Below are 25,979 nucleotides of genomic sequence, written 5' to 3' on the forward strand. Positions count from 1 at the left end.
GGGGGCGTTCATGTATGGAGACGACGCATTATGTACGTGTTTCCCCAGAAGTTTGGGTGTCATTTAATCAAGATCCGGAGATGATTTTAGACTGGTTGATTCATATGCATGAGCAATACCGTGATCGGGACGACACGTTAACGCTCCCGAATGTCGAATCGTTTCAACGCGTGCTCAGTCAAATCGAGGTGTATATCGATGGGGCTGACACATACAATATGGAAATGGCGCTCGTCGGTGAGGAGTTAATTGTGAATGAAGCACAGGCAGTCGTGGTCGGGATTTTGACCCCACAGTTGCTTCACATCGTCAAAGACACGTTGCATGCGTTCGGACGGGACGATGTGAAAGATATGGCACTCGTACCGAAAGATGAGTTTGAGACGATTTGGGAAGATTGGACAAAGTTGCAACAGTTCTGCGAGACGGCCGCATCCCAAGAAGAACTTGTCCTCATTTATTATGAGTAAAGATGAATCCACCATGGTATAATGTAAAAAAATGGATAAATGGGGATTCGATCATGGACGTGTTCGGCACACTCATTTGGCTTGGTATTCTCATCAACCCGTTTCTCGCCTATCAAACGAAACGCAGATCACTTTATCGCATCACACTCATCTTGTTCATCGTATTCTTGGTGACGTGGGGGTATGCTGTAGCGGGCGTAACAGTACCGACCCTGTTTGACACAGCGTGGAGTTTGCTGTTCATCGCTTATGTTAGTCTTTTGGTGTTGAATAGTTACTTCGTCAGCAAACGGTTCGTTCCAAATATGACATGGTTTCGTTTTAGTGTGATGGGCCTAAGCGGAGTCGTCATCAGTCAAGTGTGGTTCGGACTGAGCACGGATAACTGGGAGTGGTCCTCCTTCATGAATGGGGACGTATGGATGATGAGTGTGACCGTATCACTCCTGCTCCTTCTTTTCGTCACGATGAAAACGCTGGACCGCCGGATCGAAGTATAAAAAATCCCGAAACGAATCAATTCGTTTCGGGATTTTGATTATTTCAAGGCTGTCGCGAGTGCCTTGACGTTTTCACGCATCAAGTCAAAATAGCTCTTGTCCATCTGTTCTTTTGTGACAGATTCCAAGTTGTAGATCGTTACGCTTTCTGCGCCGATTTCTTGCTTCACGACCTCAGCCACTTTTGGTGTGACCGTATCTTCGAAAGCAATATAGTTCAAATCGTGGAGACGCGCTTCTTCGATGATTCGTTTGAGGGCTTGTTGTGACGGTTCTTCAGAAGGTGTGAGGCCGGCGATCGGCAACTGATCGAAACCATATCGTTCAGCCAAATAGCCATATGCTGCGTGTGTCACGAGTAACTCCGACTTCGAACCATTCTCAACTGCTGCTTTCAATTCTGCATCGAGGGTATTCGCTTCGTCTTTAAATGCACTCAACCGTTCTGAGAACTCGTCTTTATAGTCTGGTGCTTCTTCACTGAAAGCTGCTTCGACAGCTTCTGCCATCGACACAGCGTTCGTTGGATCGAGCCAAACATGAGGATCATATTGTCCGTGGTCGTGCTCGTCTTCCGCATGCGCTTCTTCTTCGGTAGCGTGCTCATCCTCGGCATGACCTTCTTCTTCGTGAGCATGTTCGTCCTCAGAATGTTCATCCTCGCCATGAACATGGACGGTATCTGCTGCATCAAGCAACGTCACGTCCTCTGCCGTTTTGACGAAAGCGACGTTCTGTCCTTCTAAGCTCTTCTCCATGGACTCGACGTAAGGTTCGAGGTCATGGCCGATTGTCAAAAAGAGGTCCGCTTCTGCAATTTGAGTCATCTGTTTAGAAGTCGGCTCATATGTGTGTGGGTCTGCTCCAGGTGGGATGACCATTTCCACGTTGACACGGTCACCACCGATTTCCTCTGCCATTGATTTTAAGGCAAAAGTCGAAGCGTAGACCGTTAGTTTCTGATCTGTCGATTCGGATGCGTTGTCTCCTTCGGTATTTCCACACGCGCCAAGTAAAAGCGTGCCGACCGCGACAGCGCCTAGCCAAGTCTTCTTCATCTTCCATCGTCCACCTTTCAAATTATCTGAATATTAAATCGTAACTGTTACGTTTTATGACTGCGAGTAATATTATAGTGTGACCTTCGGAGCACGTCAAGTCCGACTTCTGATGGATAGATTTTTGAAAAAAGCGGGAATATGATTAAAAAAAGGAACGAGGAGTGGATTGTATGAGAAAGGAGACTGCCTGGTTTGTCGGGGGTGCGGCACTGGCCGCGGCGACGGCAGCCGGGGCTAGCGTGTGGAGTCAGTATGGGTCACTTGTCAGATGGCAAGAGCCCGAATTGCCGATTCGACCGACAACACGCCGGCGCCACACGTATACGTATAAGATTGTCAATGATCGTCCGCTCCAATTTGATTTATATCTTCCGCCAGGAGAGGGACCGTTCCCGGTAGCGGTCTATGCACATGGGGGGGCATTTGTGAGAGGGAGCCGCAGCATGGTCACGCTGTTCCATCCGTTACTCGATCACTTTTTGGGGAAAGGGATCGCCGTTGTCAGTATCGATTATCGCTTGTTTGAGGACGGAGTGTATTTCCCTGATAATATTATCGATGTCTCGGATGCGCTTAGCTATTTAAAACAGCATGAATCATTGCTCACCCTCGATACAAGTCAGTTACTCGTGTGGGGCGACTCTGCTGGAGCAGCTTTAATGCTCGCTACTGCGCTTGATCGTCACAAACAATTTGTAGGGGAACTCGGGGATGACCTTCCGACAATCAAAGGAGTTATCGCCTTATATCCACCGACGAACTTCTTGTTGTTCAAATTCATTCAAACATGGCTAGCTCATTTGAAGTTTTACGAGGGAAGCCGTGAAGAATGGCGTGAACTGATGGTGAAATGCTCACCAGTCTCCCATTTATATGCCGATGCCCCACCTATTTTACTGTTACACGGAAAGAAAGACCCGATTGTGCCGTTCGGTCAAGCGCTTCACTTCGTCGAACATGCGAGTGATGTCGGCGCGAACGTTCAGCTTATCTCGTTTCCGAATGGGACACATTCGCTGGCGAGTTTCCTACAATCGGACAACCCGATCAAAGAAGAGCAGTTGATGGCACGGATCAACCGTTTCATTGACGAATGCCTTGTCTGAAGTTGCGATTTTTAGGGAAGATGGTACGATGGGGGATGATTGAAAGAGTAAGGAGTGGAAGCAGTGACAGAGTTATGTTTAGTGAGACACGGTCAGACCGATTGGAATCGTTTAGAAATTATTCAAGGTCGTGAAGACAATCCGTTGAATACACTCGGACGTCAACAGGCAGAAGAGAGTGCAGCTTTTTTGAGTCAAGAAACGTGGGATCTCATTGTTTCTAGTCCATTAACGCGGGCGGTCCATACAGCACAGGCAATTGCGACAGCCTGTGGAATCGAGCATGATGCGATTCGATTGGACGAGCGATTTATTGAACGCGAGTTTGGAGCAGCGTCCGGACAACCTGTGAAAGGTATTTATGAAGCGGTGCAGGCTGATGACGAGCGTCGCGTTCCGGGTCTCGAGTCAGAGGATGAGATGCGCGCTCGCGTCCTAGAAGGAATGGAACATTTAGTAGAAATGTATCCCGGGAAACGGATCATTGTCGTCTGCCATTCACATGCGATTAAAGCAGCGCTCTCGGCAATCGATGACACGTATACGTTCCGTCATGCGATGCGAAACGCCTGCTCGAACTATATCATCCATCAACATGGCCAGTTTGAGGTGAAGGCGATTAATGTTGCAGACCATATCACCGACCCGACCATCATGAAATGAGGAGACTGTCATGACGACCTTATTATGGGTATTCATCATCGCATCATTTGTGGTCGCTTTTGCCGGACTCATTTACCCGGTCATCCCGAGCGTCCTGTTCTTGTTTATCGGATACATGATTTACGGATTTGGTTTTTCATTTGAGCCGTTAACTTGGACATTCTGGGTATGGCAGTCGGTCTTCCTCATCTTCTTGTTTGTGGTGGACTACGTTGTCACCAGAGCTACAGTGGATAAACGTGGAGGGTCAGAACGGGCGAAATGGGGCGCGACCATCGGCTTGATTGCCGGACCGTTCATTTTCCCGCTCGTCGGGGTCCTCATCTTCCCATTTGTCTTCGCATTTTTGGCGGAGTTGACACTCGGAAAGACGACACGTGAAGCATGGAGTATCGGTGTCGGAACAGTTCTTGCTTTTCTCGGCAGCACGCTATTGAAAGTGATTGGAATGACGATGATGGTCATCTTGTTCTTTATTTATGTGTGAGGCGGAGGTCCTTTCTCCGTCTTTTTTGTTTGAGAAGGGAATCATTTTGGGGAAAGAAAAAACAAGGCCATTCGATTACTCGAATGACCCGGTTTTGACCAATTGATTGAAGGCAGAGCGACTGAACGATTGTTGGATCTCCACTTTCTTCTCGAAGAAGGCGGGTTTCAAATTCGACGTGGCGACCCCTTCTTGAATGAGAGAGTCGAGCACTTGTTTCGTCGCATCTTGTTTTGGATTCAACATGAGTCCCTCGGCGACGAACGTATGGTGATCGCTCAAGGCTCGTTCACTCGTGAAGGTCAAGGCGAGTGCGGCAGGCGCATTCGTCGGAGATGTAATGATGGCTTCAGCGAGGATGAGGATTCGTTTGTTTAAGTAATGGTGAAGCGTGACGGCCGATTCGGTCGGCACGAGCATCTCGAGCAACCATTCTGAATCATGTTCTTTCGAGATGATCAACCCGTCGAGCAAATCGATTGGTAAATTGAGTTCATTGCCGTACTCGTCTTGGACGAGACGGACTTGGACGAGGCGAAACGTTTTCATAGGATCGTTCCTTTCCGCGTTTTCTTTAGACCATCTTAACATAGTCAGACGAATAGAATGTGTTAAGATAACGGGGAAGAAACAGAAAAATAGAGAGTGAGGGAGGCATCAAGATGAGTTGGGTTGTTGGCGTAATCGGGTATGTGACGATTCTCGCGATCGTCTACTATGGTGTCCTTTTCTTCAAAGTGAAACGGGAGCGGAGTCGGGCCGGCTATCGAATCTTTCTTTTGCTGGCCGGATTATTTTTAGTCAGTGGGAGCGATTATATCATTGCACTGTTCCAAGGGGACACCGAAGCGACGTTTTGGCAACGAACCGTCTACTTTGTCTTGATATTGCTCTCTTTGTCGATGGCGCTTTACTTTCGGAGAAAAGAAGATCAAAGCCAAGCAGGCGAGATGACGATGGTATAAGCAAACGGTTGTGGGACATATGCCCACAACCGTTTTTTTATTTCGGTACGCGCGTCTTGCGAATCATATCGAGTTTTAAATCCCAAAGTGGCTTACTGAACGTCACCGAGTACACTTCCGGTAAACGGAGGCGCTTATACTCTTCCCAGAGACCGTTCATCTGTTCATGATGGTAAGCGCGAATCTCGGTTGTGCTTGGAAGCTCGTATACACGTTTTCCATCGAGGAAAATTGGTTGTAGCAACCGTTTGACGTTAAAGTTGCGTGTCTTGATTTTGAAGGCAGGGTCGCGGACGTCAATCAAGTCGATTTCGCTATACGATTCGACAGGTTCGTCGGCAAGGGCGATATAGTCCCCTTTGAACTTTTTCGTTTCCTTGTCGATGATGCGGTACAACTCTTTTTTATGAGGGGTCGTCGTCTTCACTTTAGAAGAAGACACTTTGATGACCGGTTTTAATTCTCCGGATTCATCCTCACGAGCGACCAATTTATAGACCATGCCGAGCGCAGGTTGTTCGTAAGCCGTGATTCCACGCGTCCCGACGAGGAACGTATCGGCTTCTGCACCTTGCATGCGTAAGTCTTGAATGACGTATTCATCTAAATCACCAGATACGACGATTTTGACATAGTCGAGACCGGCTTCATTCAATGCTTTCCGAGCACGTTTTGACAGATAAGCGAGGTCACCTGAATCGAGTCGTACAGACTTGAGGCGGTGTCCTTTCGCCTCGAGTTCTTTTGCGACCGTGATCGCGTTCGGAAGTCCGGATTTGAGTGTGTCATACGTATCAATCAAGAGACTTGTGTTGTCCGGATACATCTCTGCGAACGAACGGAATGCACTCAATTCATCATCATGGAACTGAATGTCCGCATGTTCCATCGTCCCTCCTGTCGGCACGTCGAAATCGCGTCCTGCAGAAACGAGACTCGTCACGTCAAAGCCAGCGATATAAGCGGCGCGTGTCCCGTAATAGGCGGCATCGATGCCTTGCGCGCGACGTGCTCCTCCTTCAAGGAGTGTCTCGTTCGGAGCGGCCTGACGAATCCGGGCATACTTCGTTGCGATGAGTGATTCGTGGTTCGCGATATTGAGTAGCGCCGTTTGGAACAGTTTTGCTTCAAAGATGGTCGATTCAATCCGAACGACTTGCTCGTGCGGGAAGATGACCTCTCCTTCACGGACACTATATAGTGAACCAGTGAACTTAAAGTTTCGTAACACATCTTCGAACTCGTCTTCGAAACCGAGCTGCGCTTTTAAATAAGCGATGTCTTCTTCTGTGAACGAGACGTTCTCCAAATAGTGGACAATGTTTTCGAGTCCGGCGAAGACGACATAGCCACCGCTGAACGGGTTCGAGCGGTAATACAGGTCAAAGACGACCTTTTCGTTATGACGACCTTGCTTCCAGTAGATATACATCCAGCGTGGGAGATAAAGGTCTGTGTGAAGTGCTAAATTGCGATGTAACATATGTTTTCCTTTCTGTTTTACGTCACTTTTCGACGACGGTCGCACCGAGAGTCGTGACGAAATGTTCGAGCGCCCATTCATGACCGACCGGGTTGAAGCTTTGGACGGCATCGGCGTGGACGACGATTTGATAACCGAGGTTGTAGGCATCTACGGCTGTATGGAGCACACAAATGTCTGTGCAGACACCGACAAGATGAACTTCTGTAATCCCACGTTCCCGAAGACGAAGGTCAAGGTCTGTTCCGGCAAACGCACTGTACCGTGTCTTGTCGATCCAATGGTCGGCTGTTTTGGATGCTTCTTTCACTGCACCATACAATTCACGACCTTCCGTCCCACGAATATTGTGAGGTGGGAACAACGTCGTTTCAGGATGGAACGTGTCGCCTGCATCATGGACATCGTTCGCGATGACAACATAATCCTCAGTCGAGAACGTTTTGATTAACTCGACAATCCGTTCTTCAATCTCTTGCCCGGGTTTCCCACAAGTCAAACGACCACTGTCTGCGATAAAATCAAATGTATAATCTATAACAATCAATGCGCGCATGGGAGATGCTCCTCTCTCGTAATCAAAATGATGGCTATCCATCTCATTCTAAATCATTATACATCATGCGCGGAAGATTATTTTTCTTCGGTTTGGGTAGATTAAGACAGTAGACTGTATAGGGAAAGGGGATTGTGACGATGGTATTATCACAAAGTGAATTGACAGATGAACTGTCACGTTTAAACGGTTGGGAAGAAGTGAACGGGGAGATTCAGAAGACATATCGGCTTGAGACATTCCCGGAAGCCATCCAGTTCGTCCATCTCGTCGCGGATTTGGCTGAATCGCTCGACCATCATCCGAATATCTTGATTGAGTATCGGAACGTGACATTGACCGTATCGACCCATGACGAAGGGCGCATCACGGAGAAAGACATCACGCTCGCGAAAGGGTGTGAGGAGCTTGTCTAAACTGTATATGACCTTCGCGTCAGGTAGTGTGGCTGAGCGTCTCCGGAAAGAGCCGGGTGTCATTGCGGCAAATGGACATGAAACGATTCTGCTCGCAGAAGGAGAGAAGTCTCCGTTCAAGAGTGGAAAAGTGTTTGAGATTGAAGAGGCATCTGGCGAATTCGTCAAAAAAGGAAATATTTTATATGCAAACGTGCCGACGGATGAAAATGCCCGTTCGCTCCTGTTTCATCAGTTGTTGACGGAAAAGGCACCGCTCGGGGTCGGTCATGATGGGTTTTCGGCGTATCGTCTAGGTGTCGACCCGGACGACAATCATGCGGTCGTATTCATTCAATTTACATCTGGAGGGAAACACTTCCGAGATACAGCGGACTACGCGGTGCTTGAAGATCGTCTGAAACGGGCGGTCGAACAGCGCGGTGGAGGTCCTGTTATAAAACACTATGTCGTCACCGAGTCAGATAATCTATAATAAAAGATAACGTCATGTTAGGGGAGGATTTTTATGAACAAGAATTATTTCTGGTTGGGGATGGCTGCGGGCGCAGTAATCGGCGCAGCGGCATCACTTCTCCATAGCGAAACACGCGATCAACAAGTGAGACAATTGAAAGGCATCAAGTCGAAGTTGAAGTCATCGAACACGTCGACTGAGGCACATGCAGTCGGTCTTCAAGCGTCATCGAAAGGCAACTTGAAAGACCGAGTCATGGAATGGAAATCGCTCTACGAAGAAAACCAAGATACGATTCAAAACCTCGTCGAAGACGTGAAAGACTTAGTCGATGCGCTTCAAGAGGCTCGTCATAAAAATCAAATCTAATCACAGGTCCGATGCAGATGCATCGGACTTTTTTTATGCTCCAAAGCCTTACTACACAAGCGATCGTGAAAGTTCGCTGTCTTATATGAATAAAAATACAATTGACAGAATAAATATGCATATGGTTCAATCATTTTATTCTTTAGGGGAGGTAGAGAGATGATCACGTGTGGCATTGTCGGCGTAACAGGTTATGCCGGGTTGGAATTGTTGAAGCTGATCGAACAACATCCGACTATCCATTTAGAAAAAGCAATCAGCGATTCGCGCGCCGGAATGACCTTATCGGAACTGTATCCGTGGTTACAGGCGGGTGCACAAAAACTCGAGCCGTTTCAAGTGGAGGCCTTAGCAGGAATCGATGTGTTGTTCCTTGCGACACCGAGTGGCGTATCCGCTGACTATATACGACAGTTGGAATCTTTTGATGGGGTGGTCATCGATTTGAGTGGGGACTTGCGATTACCATCCAACTTGTATGAAACGTGGTACGGGAAGCCACCTGTCAACGAAATCATTCAAGCAGAGGCTGTTTACGGATTGACCGAGTGGAATCGAGACAAGCTCTCGACCGCGAAATGGATTTCAAATCCTGGTTGTTATGCGACAGCCGTATCGCTCGCTTTGTTACCGTTTGTTCAGAATGATTGGATCAATCCCGCGCATATCATCGTCTCTGCTTGTTCAGGAATCACAGGTGCGGGCAAGGGATTGAGTGAGAAGACACATCACGCCAAATCGAATGAGAACGTGCAATTGTATAGAATTCATTCCCATCAGCACATTCCTGAAATTGAGCAGACGCTGAATACATGGAGTGAGAAAAGAACAACTGTCTCGATGTCGACGCATTTGTTACCGATCAATCGAGGCATCATGGCGACAATCACGGTTCACCCGAACGATGACGCTTCAGAAGATGAGTGGGTAGACCGTCTTCAGAGCGCGTATGAAGACGAACCATTCATCCGAGTGCAGCAAGGTGAACCTGAAATCAAGTCGGTCGTCGGTTCGAATTACTGCGATCTCTGGGTGTACAAAGAAGAACGGACGAATCGACTGACCATTGTGTCGGTCATCGACAATATGCAAAAAGGGGCGGCTGGGCAAGCACTGCAAAATGCGAACGCTCGATTCGGACTCGAAGAAACGATCGGACTGTTGAGTCAACCACAATACATTTAGGAGGATGAAGCATGATCGACATCATGGCGACTAAAAAGCTGGGCATTGTATCACCGAAAGGGTTTCAAGCGTGTGGAATCCATGCGGGACTAAAACGAAAACGTAAGGATTTGGCGTTACTCGTTTGTGAACGACCATCGAGTACGGCAGCGGTCTATACGACAAATCACTTTCAAGCGGCACCGATTCAAGTGACGAAAGCATCACTGGCCGAATCAAATGGTTACATTCGGGCGGTATTGATCAATAGTGGTAATGCGAACGCGTGTACAGGAGAACAAGGATTGACAGACGCCTATACGATGCGTGACGTGACAGCGACACAACTAGGAGTGAAGCCGGAAGAGGTGGCGGTCGCCTCGACAGGTGTCATCGGTCAGCCGCTCCCGATGCCCCCGCTCGTTAATGGAATCGGTCATCTGAAACCGACAGACGCGTGGGAAGGTGGACAATCCTTCGCTGAAGCCATTTTGACGACCGATACTGGGACGAAACAGACGAGCGTCCAGTACGAAGAGGGAGAAGCGACCGTGACCATCGCGGGGGTCGCCAAAGGATCGGGGATGATTCATCCGAACATGGCGACGATGCTCGGATTCGTCACGACGGATGCCGTCATCGCACCAGAGCTTTTGCAACAAACGCTAAAGAAAAGTGTCGACGCCTCGTTCAACAACATCACGGTAGACGGAGATAGTTCGACGAACGATATGGTACTCGTCATGGCGAGCGGAGCACTAGAAATGGAAGAAATGAAAGAGGGAACTTTAGCACATGAGGCGTTCCAACAGGCGTTGACAGAGGTATGTCTAGACCTTGCCAAAGCGATTGCGAAAGATGGGGAAGGGGCGACAAAACTCATTGAAGTCCATGTCAGTGGCGCCACATCCGACCAAGAGGCTCGAACAATCGCTAAGCAAATCGTCGGATCTTCTCTCGTGAAGACAGCGGTGTACGGCCAAGATGCCAACTGGGGAAGAGTGATTGCCGCCATCGGTGCCGTTCCGTTCCCGGTGAACATCGGAGCAATCGATCTTCACATCGGTAGTCAACTCGTCCTTCAGAACAGTACCCCTGTCTGGTTCGATGAGGCGTATGCGACAGAAGAGATGAGTCGGGATGTCGTCACCATCACGGTCGACTTGAATGACGGGGAAGGAAGCGGTCAGGCATACGGGTGTGATTTGACATATGACTACGTCAAAATCAATGCGAGTTATCGGACATGAAGAAGCGAAAAATCATCAAACTGGGCGGTAGCGTCTGGGACTCGATTTCACCTGAGTACTTTGAGGAGTGGCGTGACTGGATTGAAGCGGGGAATGAACTGCTCATCGTTCACGGGGGTGGACCAAAACTATCTTCGTACTGTACGTCTCAACAGATTGAACCGTTCTTTTTAGACGGACGTCGCGTGACGACAGACGAAGTATTGATTGGGGCTTGGCGAGTATTGGCTGGGGAAATGCAGACAGATGTCGTGTCGACGCTGACACAACATGACATCGATGCGTTTGGCTTATCAGGTGTCGACGGGAATGCGATTGTTGGTCACCGACTCACCGGCCTCGGGAAAGTTGGTGAGGTGGTAGCGATTCGAAATGACGTGTTCGAACGATTAATGGATTCTGGTCATGTGCCGGTCGTGACGTCGGTGATTGCGAGTGCGGACGGACCGCTGAACTGTAACGGCGATGATTGTGCGGTGGCACTTGCTGTTTCGTTACAAGCGGACGAATTCGAACTTCTGACAGATGTGAATGGCATTCGTATTCATGGTGAATTCCAAACAATGCTACATGAGCGTGACTTGCAAGAAGCGATTGCGAATGGAGAAATCTATGGCGGGATGGTACCGAAAGTAGAGGCATTACTAGCAGCAGTGACAGGTGGGGTCAAAAGTGCCCGTATCCGAGATGGCAGTGACGCAACATTGGAAGGGACAAGATTATGGGAGGGGAACTATGAATTCGCTTTTACCGACATACGGACCACGAACGATTGAGATCGCGAAAGCGAGCGGATCATACGTGACGGATGGATCAGGAAACACGTACTTAGACTTTGTGATGGGGATTGCCGTGTGTGGGACAGGACATCGTCATCCATACGTGCAACAAAAGATTGAAGAGCAATTGAATCAAGTGTGGCATACATCAAACTTATATATGATATCTGGTCAGCAGCGGGTTGCAGAGAAATTGATGGAAGGAACACATCTCACGCAAGCCTTCTTTTGTAACAGCGGAACAGAAGCGAATGAGGCGGCCTTCAAGTTGGTACGCAAGTGGACGAAGAAGACGAAAATCATCACCTTCACTCAGTCGTTCCATGGACGCACATTCGCGATGCTCGGGGCGACCGGGCAAGATAAAGTGAAACAAGGATTTGGACCGATGGTGGACGATTTCATTCATGCACCATTCAACGATATGCATGCACTAGACTTAATCGATGAAGAAACTTCCGCTGTTTGGCTCGAGATCGTGCAAGGCGAAGGCGGTGTCGTCGTGGCGGATCAATCGTGGTTACAGGCGTTGCAAGAAATGACAGATAAGTATGACGTGAAAATCGTCGTCGATGAAGTGCAGACCGGCATCGCTCGTACCGGAACACGTTTCGCCTTCGAACAAACACCGCTTCAACCTCATATTGTCACGTTGGCGAAAGGGTTAGGGAGCGGCATACCGGTCGGGGCGATGTTGACGACCGAAGAAGCGACGGCGTTCTTTGGGCCAGGGAGTCATGGTTCGACTTTCGGTGGAAATCCGTTGGCGATGGCAGCGGCAGAAGCGACGCTCGATGTTCTCTTCACACAAACGTCCCTTCAACATGTTAAAGACATGGGGGATTACTTGAAGGAGGGGCTCGCCCGATTCGTGGACGGAGAACGCTTCGTAGAAGTGAGAGGACTTGGATTGATGATTGGACTGGTTTCGACAGAACCGGTAGCTGAGTGGGTCACGCAACTGGCGGAGGCAGGGTTATTGGTCGTGATGGCGGGTCCCCATGTCATTCGTTTTCTCCCCTCACTCTTGGTCACGAAATCCGAAATCGACGAGGCATTCACGAAACTTGAACACATCTTACAGAAGGAGGGCGTCGTATGAACGGAAGCATCAGCCTATTGAACGGGATGCAATTTACAGGAACTTGGGAGACGAGTGCACGACACGCAAGTGGCGAAGTCGTGTTCTTCACCGGGATGACGGGTTATCAAGAAGTGTTGACCGATCCGTCATACGCAGGACAAATCATCGCGTTCACTTACCCGCTGATTGGACAATATGGACTGGAATTAGACGGGAACGAAAGTGCTCGCATTCAAGCGGCTGGCGTCCTCGTTCAGACACTGGCAAACCACGGGGATCGCCCTGCATTGAAGGAATGGTTTGAAGAGGAAGGAATTCCGGTACTTTCACAAGTCGATGTACGTGCCCTCGTCCATGTGTTACGCGAAGAAGGGGATCAATTCGGAGTCATGTCATCAAACCCAGATGTGAACATCGATACTCAACCTGTCAATCATCTGACAGAGCGTGTCACGACGACTTCTCAGGTTCTAGAAGGCAATGGTGAGAAAGGACATGTCGTCTGTCTCGACTTCGGAGTGAAGGCATCAATGGTTGGAGAAATCGTGAAGCGTGGTTATCGCGTGACGACTGTTCCATATGATACGGCGAAAGATGTCATTACGTCGTTACGACCGGATGCGATTTTAGTATCGAATGGCCCTGGGGACCCGCGAGACCATCTTGGACGGATTGAAGTCATTCGCGAATTGGCGCTATCGTATCCGACACTCGGGATTTGCATGGGGCATCAGCTACTCGCCCTCGCGTTCGGTTGCAAAATTGAGAAACAAACATATGGTCATCGGGGCTCGAATCATCCGGTTCGAAACGTTAAGACGAACGAAGTGTGGATGACGTCACAAAACCACGGCTATGTGGTCGAGCGTATGAGTATCGAACAAAGCCCGCTCGAACTGCTCTATGAGAACGTGAATGATCATTCGGTTGAAGGGCTCGTTCATCCGAATGGGCGCCTGTTCACGACGCAGTTCCATCCAGAAGCGAGTCCGGGACCAACCGATGCGCAATCCGCATTCGACCGTTTCGATGAAATGATTCAGCAAGGAGTGAACGTGTATGCATAAAAAAGTACTCGTTATTGGTTCAGGACCAATCGTGATCGGGCAGGCCGCAGAGTTTGATTATTCCGGAACGCAAGCGTGCCAAGCGCTTCGTGAAGCCGGTTGTGAAGTTGTCTTATTGAACTCCAATCCTGCGACAATCATGACGGACCCTGGGATGGCAGATGCGACGTATATCGAAGCAATGACCGTACAAAAAGCGACCGCGATCATCGAGAAAGAACGTCCGACTCACGTACTCGCGACAGTCGGTGGACAGACGGCATTGAACTTGGCGCTCGATCTCGAGGAAGCCGGAGTATTGGCGCAATATGAGGTCGAACTACTCGGGACGTCACTTGAGACGATTCGTGATGGAGAAGACCGTGAACGATTTAAACAAAAGATGGAGCTGTTACATGAACCGATTCCGTCGTCGACGACGATTGAATCGATTGAAGAATTGACAGCTTTCATCAAGACGACGGGTGTCCCACTCATCGTTCGACCAGCTTTTACGCTCGGTGGAACAGGTGGCGGCATCGCGACGACGGAAGAAGAAGCATATACGATGGCGCGTCGTGGTCTTGAAGCGAGTCCGATTTCACAATGTTTAGTCGAGAAGAGTATCGCCGGCTATAAAGAGTTTGAATATGAAGTGATGCGCGATGCGTTCGGAACGTGCATTATCGTCTGCAACATGGAAAACATTGACCCGGTCGGTGTGCATACGGGGGACTCCGTCGTATTCGCACCGGCACAAACGTTATCGGATCAGATGCATCAAACGTTGCGGAGTGCTTCGTTCCGAATCGTATCCGAATTAGGTGTGATTGGTGGCTGTAACATTCAGTTCGCCGTTCATCCGACGAAGTCAGAGTACTACGTGATCGAAGTGAATCCTCGTGTCTCGCGGAGCTCAGCGCTCGCGTCAAAAGCGACCGGATATCCGATTGCGAAGATTGCGACACGTCTCGCTCTTGGGGAACCGTTAGACCGTTGCATCAATCCGGTCACAATCAACACGATGGCAAGTTTTGAACCGGCACTCGATTACGTCACGGCAAAAGTGCCCTGCTTCCCATTCGATTTGTTCGCCGAGACAGACCGTGCGCTCGGTCCACAAATGAAAGCGACCGGCGAGAGTATGGCGATGGGGAAAACGTTAGAAGAGGCATTGCAGAAAGCATGGCGTGGCGCTGGGATTGAACAGGCACCGCTTTATCCGAAATGGATGCAGGACGCTACCGTCGAAGGATTGATGAGCGAAGTCGAGGCACCGACTGATCGTCGTCTTCATGCTTGTCTCGCTTTGCTCGACCGTGAACTCGTGTCTGGCGACGCGTTACAGCGAATCACGGGCATCACCCCACATTTCATTCAGATGTTGAAGCGGATCATCCAGATGACGAAGCAAGATTTGACGGAACCGAGCGGACTATTACAGGCGAAGCGCCTCGGATTCACGGACGCACAGATTGCCGAGATCATGCACGTACAAGTCGCGGACGTCAAGACGCTCCGGGAATCGGCTTCGATTCAGCCGGTATATCAGATGATTGACACATGCGCCGCTGAATTTGAAAGTCAGACCCCATATTTTTATGGCTCCTGGCACGGGACATCTGAAGTAGAGCCGAGTAGCAAACGGAAAGTTGCCATCATCGGGGCAGGGCCGATTCGAATCGGACAAGGCATTGAGTTCGACTACAGTTCAGTCCACGCGGTATGGGCGCTTCAAAAACTTGGTGTCGAAACGATTATGATCAACAATAACCCGGAGACCGTGTCGACCGATTTCTCGATTGCGGACAAACTATATGTGGAACCATTGACGAGTGAGGATGTCATGCATGTGTTAGAAGCGGAAGGATGTCACGATGTGTTGATTCAGTTTGGAGGACAGACGGGGATTTCGCTCGCTCATGAATTAGAATCGGCGGGGTATCACTTGCTCGGTGCCTCTGCGCAAACCATCGATCAAATGGAAGATCGGGAACGTTTCTATCAGTTCCTTGATTCGATTGAAGTCGAACACATTCCGGGAGAGGAAGTGTCTTCCCAACAAGAATTGAATGAAGCGGTACAACGACTCGGCTATCCATGCATCCTTCGTCCGTCTTATGTGATTGGTGGAAAAGGGATGCTGCTCATTCGTTCAGAGGAACAGTTAGCAGAGGCGTTACCGAATCTTGCCTATCCAATCCTTGTCGATCAATATGTAGCGGGACGTGAGCTCGAAGTGGATTGTGTGACAGACGGGGAAACGGTGTATGTGCCGGTCATCCTCGAACAAATCGAAGCGGCGGGTGTCCATTCGGGAGACTCGACGATGGTCTTGCCGCCTGTCGAGACGAGTGAATCGATTCAAGAAAAAGTAGAGTCGATCGCCAAACGAATCGGGCAGGCACTCGATTATAAGGGGGCCTTGAACATTCAGTTTGTGTTGAACGAAGAAACAATCTATGTCCTCGAAATCAATCCGCGTGCATCCCGGACCGTTCCGATTGTCAGCAAAGTGACAGGCGAACCGTTAATCGAATGGGCGACCTATGCGGCTTACGGCTTGCCGTTAGCCGATCACGTTCCGACAAGTCCTTGCACATTGACGAACTATGCGGTGAAGACGCCAATTTTCTCGAACGTCAAATTGCCGGGCGTCGACCCAATGACTGGTCCAGTGATGCGTTCGACAGGTGAGACCCTCCAGTTCAGTTCACACCCGTATGTGCCAGAACGGTTTACGTATGATGCGTTAACGACACGGGTGATGAACCGTCCGCAGAGTGCATGTGGGAAAGGGTTTGAACAGTTCGGGGATACACCACTTGCAAACGTCACGGATTTCCAACAAGTCGCCATACTATTCTCGGACGCGACCGACGAGCGGGAAGCACGTGAAATCGCCGTCCGAAATGGTGTGCATATCATCTCGTCACGACAGTTGGCTCAGTATTATCAAATGAGTCAGTCACTGACCGACAATCCGGTTCAATCCTTACAGTCCATTCAAATGAGAGAGGAAGTAGCTAAATGACAGTAAAGACGATGCAACACTTTTTGACGATGGAAGAACTGACACCGGACACACTCGATGCGTTGCTTCAGTTGGCACGCGACGTCAAACAGTCGCCTCAATCTTTTGCGACCGCCCTGACAGGCAAGAAAGTTGCGTTATTGTTTGAGAAGGCATCGACGCGTACGCGCATGTCATTTGAGGTGGGTGTCGTCGAACTAGGCGGATACCCGCTCTTCCTCAGTGGTCAAGATTTGCAAATCGGACGCGGGGAACCGTTGACGGACACGATTCAAGTGATGAGTCGGTATGTGGACGCATTGATGATTCGGACGTTTGCCCATGAAACGGTCGAGACGTTGGCGCAACACGGATCGATTCCGATTATGAACGGATTGACGGACTTACATCACCCATGCCAAGTGCTCGCGGATTTATTGACGATTGAAGAACATTTCGGCAGTTGTTCGGGGAAAGTGTTGACGTATATCGGAGATGGGAACAACATGGCGCATTCACTCATGATTGGCGGTGCGCTGAGTGGGATGCATATCCGCATCGCGTCGCCGAGCGGATACACTGTCGATCAAACGATTTATGAGAATGCACAGAAGTTGGCTCAGACGACTGGGGGCAGTATTACGTTGTTTGATGACCCGACGCTTGCGGTGAACGAGGCGGATGTTGTCTACACGGACGTCTTTGCGAGTATGGGACAAGAACAGGAAGCCGATGAACGACTGTTGAAATTCGAAGGATTCCAAGTGAACGGTCACTTGATGGCACTTGCGAAAACAGATGCAATTTTCCTTCATTGTTTACCGGCGCATCGCGGGGAAGAAGTGACGGCCGATGTGATTGATGGACCACAGTCATGGGTATTCGATCAAGCCGAGAATCGCTTACATGCACAGAAGGCTTTGATGCTGACATTATTGACGTAACGACAAAGGGTGACACACCGTGTGTCACCCTTTTGTTATAGGAACTGTGCCAATAAACCGAAAACTGCCAGTCCGATGATGATGTAGAAGAACCATTTTCCGTCCCCGGAATGAATGATTGGGGGCGCGTAAGAACGTTGCTTATACTTCCCGTAGCGCATCGGGCGTGTATACGGGACGGCATACCGTGAGAGTGGAATGGCAAGTAAAAATCCTGCCAAAAAGCCATACACGTGGCCCCAAAGCGAAACGTTCGAACCGATTAGTGTAAAGACGGCACTGATGGCGACGAAGATATAGACCAAGCGGGCATCTTGGCTAAGCATTAACGTGCGACGGAAGCGACCGATGAACACATAGAATCCGAGAATGGCCAAGATGGCACCTGACGCACCAGCTTGTAGATAAAACAAGTTACTGACGGTGAAGTAGGTGAACAAGTTGGCAAGTGCCCCGGCGAAGACATAAAATAGGGCAAACTTTACATGCCCGACCATGCGTTCCATCGCTGGTCCGAAGATGATCAGCGCAAACGAATTAAATAGCAAGTGTCCGAGACTCAAATGAATAAAGTTGGCCGTCACCAAGCGATACCATTGTCCATCGGCGAGTGCCAAATGAAACGACCCGCCTGTTGACACAATTCGTAAACCAGGAGCGAAAGAATCGATGACAAACACAAGGAGTTGGATTACAATGAACAGCGTTACGAGTGGATATGCCCGTACAAACGTTTGTACATTTTCCGTACGACTAAACATAACATCACCTCTTTCTCCAATTGTATAGGGAAACAGGGAAAAAAGGAAAGGAGCGAGTGTCCAGTGATTGTAGGAATCGGAGTCGATATCGTCGAGCTTGATCGGATGGCTCGCTCGATGAAACAACCGCGTTTTTTAAAACGCCTGCTCACCGATGCAGAGTATGAGCTTGTTCAACAATACCCACTCCCGCGTCAAATCGAGTTTGTTTCGGGTCGGTTTGCCGCAAAAGAAGCTTATGCCAAGGCAATCGGCACCGGAATCGCGCACGGTCTATCGTGGCGCCACATTGAAATTTTACCGGATGAGACAGGTCGACCTGTCATGACTGCGCCGTTTTCGGGACGAATTCATGTCAGCATCAGTCATAGCAGTGCATATGCCGTCGCACAAGTCATCTTAGAAGAGGAGGGGCAACATGTTTCGTCCTAGTCGAATCGAGATTGATCGGGCGGCCATCGCCCATAACATACAAGAGTTAACACAACGTATCCCGCAAGATATCATGGCGGTCGTCAAAGCGAATGCCTACGGTCATGGGGCTGTTGAAGTGGCGAATATCGCCCTTCAGAACGGGGCGACGATGCTTGGGGTCGCTTTATTAGAAGAAGCAATCGAACTTCGGGATGCAGGGATCGAGGCACCGATTTTAGTCATGGAGGCGCAATTTCCCCAATATGCAGGGATTGCAGCAGAACGAGACGTCACGTTGTCCGTTTTTTCTGCTGAATGGTTAAAAGAGGCTACTGCTTATATAGAAGAAAAACCATTGACGGTTCATATTAAAGTCGACACAGGGATGGGACGTCTTGGTCTTCGTACACGAGAGCAACTTGATGCGTTGCTTGAAGAAGCGAACGATTCATTTGTCATTGAAGGCATCTACACCCATTTCGCGACAGCGGATGAACTTGATAGCGACTTGTACTATACACAACAAGAACGTTTCGAACACTTGATGGATGGGTTACATGAGCGGTTCCGCTATATTCATACGTCCAATTCAGCAGGGGCCATCCGAATGGCAGGACAAGACGTTCCTTATAATCTGGTCCGTGTCGGGATCGCACTCTATGGTTTATATCCGTCACATGAGATGGAAACATTCTATTCGTTCCTCCGCCCGGCCTTTACGTTGAAGAGCCAGCTGATGCAGGTGAAGCGTCTCGAGGCAGGTCGAACGATCAGTTACGGAGCGACCTATACGACATCGACCGATGAATGGATTGGTACCGTCCCAGTCGGATATGCGGACGGATGGTTACGGAAGGCGAGCGGATTTGAAGTTGAAGTAAATGGTGTTCGTTGTCCGATTGTGGGACGTGTCTGCATGGATCGCTTCATGATCCGACTTCCAAAAGAGTTTCCGGTCGGTATGGATGTGACACTTGTTGGTGGAAACGTCGCCATTGATGAACTTGCGTCATATCTAGGGACGATTAACTATGAGATCGTTTGCCAGTTCACGAGTCGATTACCGCGTCACTATGTGTGAATCACAAATCGTGTGAAATTATCTGAATTCTTTCTCGATTTCTCTATATTTTCCCATTCCCGCGTGTTATATTGATAAAGAACGCGGGAGATTTTCCGCCAGTCCATGAAACGATTCTGGAGGTGTAAGATGTTGAAGCAGCGAACTGCGGGTGCGCTAGCGTCCGTCCCAGATCGGTTCTCGCAACAAGGGGGTCCGATTTCGATGAAAGACCGTGAAACACTGTCCTTGAACGATGTAGTGACATACTTGTCTAAAGAAATTGCTGATCGACAACAAACACTGCGTGAAGAATTGGCGAAAGGCTATCAAGAGATGGCCGCGTTTAACTTGAATATGGCAGAAGAGATGCTAACGATTGAAGCCGAAGCCGAACACGCTCTCTTACGTCAAGTAAGTGGGGTGTGAGCAGAGTGATCGTAAAGCGTGGTGACGTATTTTATGCGAATCTGTCGCCCGTAGTCGGCTCAGAGCAAGGTGGCGTTCGACCCGTTCTCATCGTACAGAACGACATCGGCAATCGCTTTAGCCCGACCGTCATTGTCGCTGCGATTACAGCTCAGATTCAAAAAGCAAAACTGCCGACTCATGTGGAAGTATATCAAGAGAAGCATGGACTCGAGAGAGACTCTGTGATTTTACTTGAGCAGATTCGAACGATTGATAAGCGTCGTCTGACGGATAAAGTCACTCATCTCGATGATGAGACGATGCATAAAGTTGACCGAGCGCTAGAGATTAGTATGGGATTGATCCCTCTCTAGCCTTACATAGATCAAGACTGGTACATAGGTATCGGTCTTTTTTTAAACATTTTTTAAAAAAGTGGTTTAAGATTTTGATAGTGGGGAATTAAAGTAAATCGTACTCAATTTATCTGTACGGACATTTAGGAGGGAATAGACGATGGATTTATCGATTCGTGAGCAAGTCATTGGAGAACAATTACACCTTTACGTATCCGGAGAAGTGGATACATATACTGCACCAAAATTGAAAGAAGTATTGCATCCGGCCATCAGTGAGCAAGATGTGGTCGTTCATTTAGATGAAGTGGAGTATATGGACTCGACAGGTCTCGGTGTGTTCGTCGGGGCGTTGAAAATCGCCACGCGTAACGAAAAAGAGTTGTCACTTGTCGGGGTTACGGAGCGAGTCAATCGTCTATTCGAATTGACGGGTCTTCACAAACTTCTTTCTATTAATTCGAACGTAAGAGGTGGCACGCAATGAACAATGTTGAACAGACGGTCATGACGTTCCCGGCCAAACCCGAATATGTCGGTGTGGTTCGATTAGTCGTTTCAGGAATCGCTAACCGTATGGGATATACGTACGACGAGATCGAAGATATTAAAATCGCGGTCTCGGAAGCATGCGGGAATGCAGTCCAGCATGCGTATGAAGATCATCAAGATGGAGAGGTCAAACTCGCTTGTGGAGTATATGCAGATCGTCTTGAAATCACGATTGAAGATTCAGGCAAGACGTTCGCAGATGATGTGAAACGTCAAGCGGCTCCGGTCGAAGAGACGACGGAAATTGAATCGCTCCACGAAGGAGGACTTGGTCTCTTCCTTATCGAAGCGTTAATGGACGATGTCTCGATCAATAAAGACAACGGTGTCAAAGTGACGATGACAAAACTCCTTAACAGGGACGAGGTGGATCAGAGTGCCAGCAAAATCTCAACAACGCCATCACAGTGATGACGAGGTACTAGAGTGGATTGAACGCTACCAACAAGACGATCAAAACGAAGAAGTGCAAATGCTACTCATCAATCGCTATTCGGACCTCGTTGAAGCACTCGCCCGTAAGTTTTCGCGTGGACGAGCGATTCACGATGATCTCGTGCAAGTTGGGATGATTGGATTATTGGCGGCACTCCGTCGATTTGATCCAGAATTCGGACGTAGCTTCGAATCGTTTGCCGTCCCGACCATCATCGGTGAAATCAAGCGATTCATCCGCGATAAAACATGGAGTGTCCATGTTCCGCGTCGGATCAAAGAGCTCGGACCGAAAATTAAGAAGACGGTTGAAGAGTTGACGACTGAATTGCAACGCTCACCACGAATCGATGAGATTGCCGATCATCTTGGCGTATCAGACGAAGAAATTCTCGAAACGCTTGAGATGGGTAAGAGTTATCAAGCGCTGTCGGTCGATAGTTCAATTGAGGCCGATAACGAAGGCAGTACGGTCACGTTACTCGACTTGGTCGGTAGCCAAGAGCGTGGATATGAATCGGTCGACCAACGTCTCATTCTAGAGAAAGCGTTCAATGTTCTAAATGAACGGGAACGCGCCATCTTAGAATGCGCCTACTATAAGAATATGAGTCAAAAAGAGACTGGAGAACTTCTTGGGATCTCGCAGATGCATGTCTCCCGTTTGCAACGGCGAGCACTCGAAAAGCTGCGTGAAGCCATCAAAGTTCCACTCAATGAAGTATTCTCAAGCGATGACTAATCGAGTCATCGCTTTTTTGTTTGAATGTTTGCTACACTTTGGAAGAGATCATAAAAGGAAGTGATTCAAGTGATTACGAAAGTGGCTAAGGCGTTAAACTTGAAAGTGAACCAAGTAGAGACGGTTCAACAGCTCGCATCTGAAGGGGCGACGATTCCGTTCATGGCCCGTTATCGGAAGGAAATGACGGGGAACCTGGATGAAGTCGAAATCAAAGCAATCTTAGACGCCCTTCAATATGAAGAAAGTCTTCAAAAGCGAAAAACGGATGTTCTTGCTAAGTTAGAAGAGTTGGAAAAGAACACACCTGAACTAACGAAGGCGCTAGAGGCAGCGACAACCCTTCAACAAGTAGAAGACATCTACTTACCCTATCGTCCGAAACGACGGACGAAAGCGGAACAGGGACGCGAGAAAGGGTTGCAGCCGCTTGCAGACTGGTTCCGAGACAAGTCGCCTTACTCGACAGGTGTGGTTGAAGAGCTCTCGAAGGATGTAGCGCTAGAAGAATCCCTTCCGCTCGTACATGCCATCATCGGGGAAGAATGGGGCGAGGAAGCGAAACTACGCCAGATGCTTCGCGACCGTGTACGCAAAGAAGGATTGTTGCGTTCGAAGAAGAAAAAACAAGCGGAAGACGAAAAAGAGATCTTTGCGCAGTATTATGAATATGAAGAGAAAATTGCGGGGATTGTCCCACACCGTGTACTCGCCTTGAACCGTGGGGAGCGTACCGATGTCCTTCAAGTGAAAGTCATTTTTGACGAGACACGTTTCATGGATCAAGCGCTTCGTACATATGAGCGACTTCCGAAAGAGAAACGTGAAGTTGTCGAAGCAGCTGTGACAGAGGCTTATAAAAAATCTGTCTTCCCAGCCATTGAACGAGAGATTCGTGGTGAATTGACCGACAAGGCAGAGGAGCAGGCAATCGATGTGTTCTCGAAAAACTTAAAGCAACTCTACATGCAACCGCCTCTTCGCGAGGTCGTCGTCTTGGGGATCGACCCGGCATATCGGACAGGATGCAAATGGGCGGTCGTCAATGAAATCGGAAAAGTCGAAGAGGTTGGTGTCTTCTATCCGACGGCACCGAAGCACGATATCGCTGGCGCTGAAAAAGTACTAACGAAACTCGCTAAGAAATATCCAATCTCCGTTATTGTTGTCGGAAACGGTACGGCATCAAGGGAGACCGAACAATTCGTTGCGGATTGGTTAAAGAAAGCAGAGCGTGAAATTGCTTACGCGATTGTGAACGAAGCGGGAGCGAGTGTCTATTCTGCATCGGAAGTGGCACGTAGTGAATTTCCGGACTTAAAAGTAGAGGAACGGTCAGCTGTCTCGATCGCACGCCGAATCCAGGATGCGATGGCGGAACTCGTCAAAGTCGACCCACAGTCGGTCGGTGTCGGGCAATATCAGCATGATGTGAGTCAAAATAAACTGAAGGCATCTTTAGAATTCGTCGTGGAGAGCGTGGTTAACATGGTCGGAATCGATGTGAACCGTGCCTCGGAGTCTTTATTGACTTATGTATCTGGACTGAACAAAACGACTGCCAAAAATATTGTGGCATATCGTGAAGAGAATGGACGCTTTGAAACGAGAAAGGAAATTAAGAAAGTGCCAAGACTTGGGGCGAAGGCGTTCGAACAGGCGGCTGGATTCTTGCGAATCATGAATGGGAAGGATGTTCTCGACCAGACGGAGATTCACCCGGAAAGTTATTCCCTCGCACTATCAATCTTAAAAGAAATCGGATCCTCGAAAGCTGAGGTCGGAACAGCTGCATTGCGTGAACGGTTACAACAAGTTGATGCGAATGTATTGAGTGAGCGATTAGATGCGGGACTTCCAACCGTCGAGGATATCTTGAAGTCGTTAGCGAAACCAGGACGTGACCCACGGGAAGATATCCAAAAGCCATTACTGCGCACGGATGTCATGAGTCTTGAAGACCTTCAAGTCGGAATGGAATTCCAAGGCACCGTTCGAAACGTCATTGATTTTGGTGCGTTCGTGGATATTGGTGTAAAACAGGACGGGCTCGTCCATATTTCGAAATTATCGAATCGCTACGTAAAGCATCCGTTAGATGTCGTGGCGGTCGGTGATATCGTTACGGTATGGATCGAACAGGTCGATGTCAACCGGGGACGAATTAGTTTGACGATGCTTGAACCGAACAGTTAATAAGAAGAAACTCGAATCAGGTAAAATGTTTTTCATTTTACCTGATTTTTTTTAGAAAAAGTGTTGACGGTCTTTTTGTACCGTGATATCTTATAGAAGTCGCCGAGAGACGGCATGCGAAATAAAAGTTTTTCTAAGAAAGTGATTGACAGGTTTCTGGTTTGCGGTTACAATATAAATCGTTACTTCGATAATTTCAAGCAACGTTCCGCAATAGCTCAGTGGTAGAGCAACCGGCTGTTAACCGGTAGGTCGTAGGTTCAAATCCTACTTGCGGAGCCATTTTATTTTGGAGACGTACCCAAGAGGCTATAAGGGGCTCCCCTGCTAAGGGAGTAGGCTGGGAAACCGGTGCGAGGGTTCGAATCCCTCCGTCTCCGCCACTTAAAATTACTTAGAAGACACATACACTGGCCCGTTGGTCAAGCGGTTAAGACACCGCCCTTTCACGGCGGTAACACGGGTTCGAATCCCGTACGGGTCACCATATGGAGGATTAGCTCAGCTGGGAGAGCACCTGCCTTACAAGCAGGGGGTCGGCGGTTCGATCCCGTCATCCTCCACCATTTCAAATAAAAACGTAATCTGGTCTTGTGGTGTAGGGGTTAACATGCCTGCCTGTCACGCAGGAGATCGCGGGTTCGAATCCCGTCAAGACCGCCATTTACGTTGGGCTGTAGCCAAGTGGTAAGGCATCGGATTTTGATTCCGACATGCGAAGGTTCGATCCCTTCCAGCCCAGCTTTTATTTGAGTCATTAGCTCAGTTGGTAGAGCATCTGACTTTTAATCAGAGGGTCGCAGGTTCGAGCCCTGCATGACTCACCATTTTAATTTCATACGCTGCGGTCGTGGCGGAATCGGTAGACGCGCTAGGTTGAGGGCCTAGTGGTGGTTAACACCGTGGAGGTTCAAGTCCTCTCGACCGCACCATATGCGCACCCTTAGCTCAGCTGGATAGAGCGTTAGACTACGAATCTAAAGGCCGGGAGTTCGAATCTCTCAGGGTGCACCATTCTTTTTTATGGGCCTATAGCTCAGCCGGTTAGAGCGCACGCCTGATAAGCGTGAGGTCGGTGGTTCGAGTCCACTTAGGCCCACCATTTAAACTGACGAACTTTGAAAACTGAACGATGAGGCAAAAAAAGTTTTACAATTTTTGAATGAAGCGCAAGCTTCGTCAATCTAAGAGCTATATCAAATTCTTTGGAGAGTTTGATCCTGGCTCAGGACGAACGCT

29 protein-coding genes and 10 tRNA genes are annotated in these 25,979 nt (G+C 48.9%); 34 read left to right on the top strand and 5 right to left on the bottom strand.

The genetic code is table 11. The features are described 5' to 3' along the window. The first annotated feature begins 14 nt into the window (after positions 1–14). On the top strand, positions 15–470 hold the full coding sequence (locus ACQKD4_RS11960) for a hypothetical protein (RefSeq protein WP_214695988.1): 456 nt from the start codon (positions 15–17) through the stop codon (positions 468–470). Positions 471–523: 53 nt separating this feature from the next. Then, positions 524–970: a hypothetical protein gene (locus tag ACQKD4_RS11965; protein ID WP_427373477.1), complete on the top strand. Its 447-nt coding sequence runs from the start codon at positions 524–526 to the stop codon at positions 968–970. 38 nt (positions 971–1,008) lie between these two features. On the opposite strand, the gene ACQKD4_RS11970 is transcribed toward ACQKD4_RS11965, so the two are convergent. Beyond that, positions 1,009–2,028: a metal ABC transporter solute-binding protein, Zn/Mn family gene (locus ACQKD4_RS11970; RefSeq protein ID WP_427373478.1), complete on the bottom strand. Its 1,020-nt coding sequence runs from the start codon at positions 2,026–2,028 to the stop codon at positions 1,009–1,011. Positions 2,029–2,201: 173 nt separating this feature from the next. Here ACQKD4_RS11970 and ACQKD4_RS11975 point away from each other — a divergent pair, with 173 nt between their 5' ends. The 3 genes from ACQKD4_RS11975 (at position 2,202) to ACQKD4_RS11985 (ending at position 4,287) form a co-directional block, all read left to right on the top strand. Continuing rightward, positions 2,202–3,137 (top strand): alpha/beta hydrolase, encoded by a 936-nt coding sequence (locus ACQKD4_RS11975; protein WP_074034302.1) that lies wholly within the window; start codon positions 2,202–2,204, stop codon positions 3,135–3,137. Between the two features lie 63 nt (positions 3,138–3,200). Beyond that, a complete protein-coding gene (locus ACQKD4_RS11980; protein WP_427373479.1) occupies positions 3,201–3,800 on the top strand; it encodes a histidine phosphatase family protein in 600 nt (199 codons plus the stop codon). A 10-nt stretch (positions 3,801–3,810) separates the two neighbouring features. Next, positions 3,811–4,287 carry a DUF456 domain-containing protein gene (locus ACQKD4_RS11985; protein ID WP_214696004.1) on the top strand — a complete coding sequence of 159 codons (477 nt, stop codon included), beginning with the start codon at positions 3,811–3,813 and terminating at the stop codon, positions 4,285–4,287. A 75-nt stretch (positions 4,288–4,362) separates the two neighbouring features. Here the strand turns inward: ACQKD4_RS11985 and ACQKD4_RS11990 are convergent, their stop codons facing one another. Continuing rightward, positions 4,363–4,836 carry a YwpF-like family protein gene (locus tag ACQKD4_RS11990; RefSeq protein WP_214696006.1) on the bottom strand — a complete coding sequence of 158 codons (474 nt, stop codon included), beginning with the start codon at positions 4,834–4,836 and terminating at the stop codon, positions 4,363–4,365. Positions 4,837–4,949: 113 nt separating this feature from the next. Here ACQKD4_RS11990 and ACQKD4_RS11995 point away from each other — a divergent pair, with 113 nt between their 5' ends. Further along, positions 4,950–5,252, top strand: coding sequence for a 7TM diverse intracellular signaling domain-containing protein (locus tag ACQKD4_RS11995; RefSeq protein ID WP_031424443.1), 303 nt, complete (start codon positions 4,950–4,952; stop codon positions 5,250–5,252). Between the two features lie 37 nt (positions 5,253–5,289). On the opposite strand, the gene ACQKD4_RS12000 is transcribed toward ACQKD4_RS11995, so the two are convergent. After that, a complete protein-coding gene (locus ACQKD4_RS12000; RefSeq protein WP_427373480.1) occupies positions 5,290–6,735 on the bottom strand; it encodes a nicotinate phosphoribosyltransferase in 1,446 nt (481 codons plus the stop codon). 22 nt (positions 6,736–6,757) lie between these two features. Continuing rightward, the gene (locus ACQKD4_RS12005; RefSeq protein WP_427373481.1) at positions 6,758–7,291 is read right to left on the bottom strand and encodes a cysteine hydrolase family protein; all 534 of its coding nucleotides are present in this window, start codon (positions 7,289–7,291) and stop codon (positions 6,758–6,760) included. A 140-nt stretch (positions 7,292–7,431) separates the two neighbouring features. On the opposite strand from ACQKD4_RS12005, the gene ACQKD4_RS12010 reads away from it, so the two are divergent. The 10 genes from ACQKD4_RS12010 (at position 7,432) to argF (ending at position 17,813) form a co-directional block, all read left to right on the top strand. Continuing rightward, on the top strand, positions 7,432–7,707 hold the full coding sequence (locus tag ACQKD4_RS12010) for a 4a-hydroxytetrahydrobiopterin dehydratase (RefSeq protein WP_427373482.1): 276 nt from the start codon (positions 7,432–7,434) through the stop codon (positions 7,705–7,707). Further along, positions 7,700–8,182, top strand: a complete 483-nt coding sequence (locus tag ACQKD4_RS12015) for a hypothetical protein (protein ID WP_427373483.1) — start codon at positions 7,700–7,702, stop codon at positions 8,180–8,182. Before ACQKD4_RS12010 ends, ACQKD4_RS12015 begins: the two co-directional genes overlap by 8 nt. Before the next feature lie 33 nt (positions 8,183–8,215). Beyond that, on the top strand, positions 8,216–8,533 hold the full coding sequence (locus ACQKD4_RS12020) for a hypothetical protein (RefSeq protein WP_015880545.1): 318 nt from the start codon (positions 8,216–8,218) through the stop codon (positions 8,531–8,533). Between the two features lie 159 nt (positions 8,534–8,692). Further along, entirely contained in the window at positions 8,693–9,718 is a 1,026-nt protein-coding gene (argC, locus tag ACQKD4_RS12025; protein WP_427373485.1) for an N-acetyl-gamma-glutamyl-phosphate reductase, read from the top strand. 11 nt (positions 9,719–9,729) lie between these two features. Beyond that, the gene (gene argJ, locus ACQKD4_RS12030; protein WP_427373486.1) at positions 9,730–10,947 is read left to right on the top strand and encodes a bifunctional glutamate N-acetyltransferase/amino-acid acetyltransferase ArgJ; all 1,218 of its coding nucleotides are present in this window, start codon (positions 9,730–9,732) and stop codon (positions 10,945–10,947) included. Beyond that, entirely contained in the window at positions 10,944–11,723 is a 780-nt protein-coding gene (argB, locus tag ACQKD4_RS12035; RefSeq protein WP_427373487.1) for an acetylglutamate kinase, read from the top strand. The genes argJ and argB overlap by 4 nt, the downstream gene beginning before the upstream one ends. After that, positions 11,683–12,828, top strand: a complete 1,146-nt coding sequence (locus ACQKD4_RS12040) for an acetylornithine transaminase (protein ID WP_427373488.1) — start codon at positions 11,683–11,685, stop codon at positions 12,826–12,828. The genes argB and ACQKD4_RS12040 overlap by 41 nt, the downstream gene beginning before the upstream one ends. Then, positions 12,825–13,877: a carbamoyl phosphate synthase small subunit gene (locus ACQKD4_RS12045; RefSeq protein ID WP_427373489.1), complete on the top strand. Its 1,053-nt coding sequence runs from the start codon at positions 12,825–12,827 to the stop codon at positions 13,875–13,877. The genes ACQKD4_RS12040 and ACQKD4_RS12045 overlap by 4 nt, the downstream gene beginning before the upstream one ends. Next, the gene (carB, locus tag ACQKD4_RS12050; protein WP_427373490.1) at positions 13,870–16,890 is read left to right on the top strand and encodes a carbamoyl-phosphate synthase (glutamine-hydrolyzing) large subunit; all 3,021 of its coding nucleotides are present in this window, start codon (positions 13,870–13,872) and stop codon (positions 16,888–16,890) included. The genes ACQKD4_RS12045 and carB overlap by 8 nt, the downstream gene beginning before the upstream one ends. Then, positions 16,887–17,813, top strand: a complete 927-nt coding sequence (gene argF, locus ACQKD4_RS12055) for an ornithine carbamoyltransferase (protein WP_427373492.1) — start codon at positions 16,887–16,889, stop codon at positions 17,811–17,813. The genes carB and argF overlap by 4 nt, the downstream gene beginning before the upstream one ends. Before the next feature lie 35 nt (positions 17,814–17,848). On the opposite strand, the gene ACQKD4_RS12060 is transcribed toward argF, so the two are convergent. Further along, a complete protein-coding gene (locus ACQKD4_RS12060; RefSeq protein ID WP_214785643.1) occupies positions 17,849–18,574 on the bottom strand; it encodes a rhomboid family intramembrane serine protease in 726 nt (241 codons plus the stop codon). A gap of 63 nt (positions 18,575–18,637) precedes the next feature. Between ACQKD4_RS12060 and acpS the strand changes: the two genes are divergently transcribed. From acpS to ACQKD4_RS12150, 18 genes are all read left to right on the top strand, one after another. Continuing rightward, positions 18,638–19,006, top strand: a complete 369-nt coding sequence (gene acpS / locus ACQKD4_RS12065) for a holo-ACP synthase (RefSeq protein WP_214696019.1) — start codon at positions 18,638–18,640, stop codon at positions 19,004–19,006. Then, a complete protein-coding gene (alr, locus tag ACQKD4_RS12070; protein WP_427373493.1) occupies positions 18,993–20,069 on the top strand; it encodes an alanine racemase in 1,077 nt (358 codons plus the stop codon). The genes acpS and alr overlap by 14 nt, the downstream gene beginning before the upstream one ends. A 129-nt stretch (positions 20,070–20,198) precedes the next feature. Beyond that, complete coding sequence (locus tag ACQKD4_RS12075; protein WP_026824473.1) at positions 20,199–20,477, top strand: hypothetical protein; 279 nt, start codon at positions 20,199–20,201, stop codon at positions 20,475–20,477. Positions 20,478–20,482: 5 nt separating this feature from the next. Next, complete coding sequence (locus ACQKD4_RS12080; RefSeq protein ID WP_026824472.1) at positions 20,483–20,833, top strand: type II toxin-antitoxin system PemK/MazF family toxin; 351 nt, start codon at positions 20,483–20,485, stop codon at positions 20,831–20,833. Between the two features lie 142 nt (positions 20,834–20,975). Continuing rightward, on the top strand, positions 20,976–21,302 hold the full coding sequence (locus tag ACQKD4_RS12085; RefSeq protein ID WP_214696023.1) for an STAS domain-containing protein: 327 nt from the start codon (positions 20,976–20,978) through the stop codon (positions 21,300–21,302). Continuing rightward, entirely contained in the window at positions 21,299–21,778 is a 480-nt protein-coding gene (gene rsbW / locus ACQKD4_RS12090; protein WP_214696024.1) for an anti-sigma B factor RsbW, read from the top strand. The genes ACQKD4_RS12085 and rsbW overlap by 4 nt, the downstream gene beginning before the upstream one ends. Then, positions 21,744–22,544 (top strand): RNA polymerase sigma factor SigB, encoded by an 801-nt coding sequence (gene sigB, locus ACQKD4_RS12095; RefSeq protein ID WP_015880560.1) that lies wholly within the window; start codon positions 21,744–21,746, stop codon positions 22,542–22,544. The genes rsbW and sigB overlap by 35 nt, the downstream gene beginning before the upstream one ends. A gap of 69 nt (positions 22,545–22,613) precedes the next feature. After that, positions 22,614–24,740, top strand: coding sequence for a Tex family protein (locus ACQKD4_RS12100; protein ID WP_427373494.1), 2,127 nt, complete (start codon positions 22,614–22,616; stop codon positions 24,738–24,740). A 207-nt stretch (positions 24,741–24,947) separates the two neighbouring features. Further along, positions 24,948–25,022: transfer RNA gene (locus ACQKD4_RS12105), tRNA-Asn, on the top strand. Positions 25,023–25,031: 9 nt separating this feature from the next. After that, positions 25,032–25,123, top strand: a tRNA-Ser gene (locus tag ACQKD4_RS12110). A gap of 29 nt (positions 25,124–25,152) precedes the next feature. Beyond that, positions 25,153–25,227: transfer RNA gene (locus ACQKD4_RS12115), tRNA-Glu, on the top strand. Positions 25,228–25,230: 3 nt separating this feature from the next. Beyond that, positions 25,231–25,306, top strand: a tRNA-Val gene (locus ACQKD4_RS12120). 21 nt (positions 25,307–25,327) lie between these two features. Next, positions 25,328–25,403 (top strand) — tRNA-Asp (locus ACQKD4_RS12125). A 7-nt stretch (positions 25,404–25,410) separates the two neighbouring features. Beyond that, positions 25,411–25,482 (top strand) — tRNA-Gln (locus tag ACQKD4_RS12130). A 9-nt stretch (positions 25,483–25,491) separates the two neighbouring features. Beyond that, positions 25,492–25,567, top strand: a tRNA-Lys gene (locus ACQKD4_RS12135). Positions 25,568–25,584: 17 nt separating this feature from the next. Beyond that, a tRNA-Leu gene (locus ACQKD4_RS12140) sits at positions 25,585–25,672 on the top strand. A 5-nt stretch (positions 25,673–25,677) separates the two neighbouring features. After that, positions 25,678–25,754: transfer RNA gene (locus ACQKD4_RS12145), tRNA-Arg, on the top strand. 11 nt (positions 25,755–25,765) lie between these two features. After that, a tRNA-Ile gene (locus ACQKD4_RS12150) sits at positions 25,766–25,842 on the top strand. The last annotated feature ends 137 nt before the right edge of the window (positions 25,843–25,979 follow it).

This window comes from Exiguobacterium sp. NPDC077395 (assembly GCF_050269125.1).
Taxonomy (GTDB): Bacteria; Bacillota; Bacilli; order Exiguobacteriales; family Exiguobacteriaceae; genus Exiguobacterium; species Exiguobacterium aestuarii_A.

Coding starts and splice junctions, on each gene's coding strand:
- ACQKD4_RS11960 (WP_214695988.1), top strand. CDS start 15: ATGGAGACGACGCATTATGTACGTGTTTCCCCAGAAGTTTGGGTGTCA.
- ACQKD4_RS11965 (WP_427373477.1), top strand. CDS start 524: ATGGACGTGTTCGGCACACTCATTTGGCTTGGTATTCTCATCAACCCG.
- ACQKD4_RS11970 (WP_427373478.1), bottom strand. CDS start 2,028: ATGAAGAAGACTTGGCTAGGCGCTGTCGCGGTCGGCACGCTTTTACTT.
- ACQKD4_RS11975 (WP_074034302.1), top strand. CDS start 2,202: ATGAGAAAGGAGACTGCCTGGTTTGTCGGGGGTGCGGCACTGGCCGCG.
- ACQKD4_RS11985 (WP_214696004.1), top strand. CDS start 3,811: ATGACGACCTTATTATGGGTATTCATCATCGCATCATTTGTGGTCGCT.
- ACQKD4_RS11990 (WP_214696006.1), bottom strand. CDS start 4,836: ATGAAAACGTTTCGCCTCGTCCAAGTCCGTCTCGTCCAAGACGAGTAC.
- ACQKD4_RS11995 (WP_031424443.1), top strand. CDS start 4,950: ATGAGTTGGGTTGTTGGCGTAATCGGGTATGTGACGATTCTCGCGATC.
- ACQKD4_RS12000 (WP_427373480.1), bottom strand. CDS start 6,735: ATGTTACATCGCAATTTAGCACTTCACACAGACCTTTATCTCCCACGC.
- ACQKD4_RS12005 (WP_427373481.1), bottom strand. CDS start 7,291: ATGCGCGCATTGATTGTTATAGATTATACATTTGATTTTATCGCAGAC.
- ACQKD4_RS12010 (WP_427373482.1), top strand. CDS start 7,432: ATGGTATTATCACAAAGTGAATTGACAGATGAACTGTCACGTTTAAAC.
- ACQKD4_RS12020 (WP_015880545.1), top strand. CDS start 8,216: ATGAACAAGAATTATTTCTGGTTGGGGATGGCTGCGGGCGCAGTAATC.
- argC (WP_427373485.1), top strand. CDS start 8,693: ATGATCACGTGTGGCATTGTCGGCGTAACAGGTTATGCCGGGTTGGAA.
- argJ (WP_427373486.1), top strand. CDS start 9,730: ATGATCGACATCATGGCGACTAAAAAGCTGGGCATTGTATCACCGAAA.
- argB (WP_427373487.1), top strand. CDS start 10,944: ATGAAGAAGCGAAAAATCATCAAACTGGGCGGTAGCGTCTGGGACTCG.
- ACQKD4_RS12040 (WP_427373488.1), top strand. CDS start 11,683: ATGAATTCGCTTTTACCGACATACGGACCACGAACGATTGAGATCGCG.
- ACQKD4_RS12045 (WP_427373489.1), top strand. CDS start 12,825: ATGAACGGAAGCATCAGCCTATTGAACGGGATGCAATTTACAGGAACT.
- carB (WP_427373490.1), top strand. CDS start 13,870: ATGCATAAAAAAGTACTCGTTATTGGTTCAGGACCAATCGTGATCGGG.
- argF (WP_427373492.1), top strand. CDS start 16,887: ATGACAGTAAAGACGATGCAACACTTTTTGACGATGGAAGAACTGACA.
- ACQKD4_RS12060 (WP_214785643.1), bottom strand. CDS start 18,574: ATGTTTAGTCGTACGGAAAATGTACAAACGTTTGTACGGGCATATCCA.
- alr (WP_427373493.1), top strand. CDS start 18,993: ATGTTTCGTCCTAGTCGAATCGAGATTGATCGGGCGGCCATCGCCCAT.
- ACQKD4_RS12075 (WP_026824473.1), top strand. CDS start 20,199: ATGTTGAAGCAGCGAACTGCGGGTGCGCTAGCGTCCGTCCCAGATCGG.
- ACQKD4_RS12085 (WP_214696023.1), top strand. CDS start 20,976: ATGGATTTATCGATTCGTGAGCAAGTCATTGGAGAACAATTACACCTT.
- rsbW (WP_214696024.1), top strand. CDS start 21,299: ATGAACAATGTTGAACAGACGGTCATGACGTTCCCGGCCAAACCCGAA.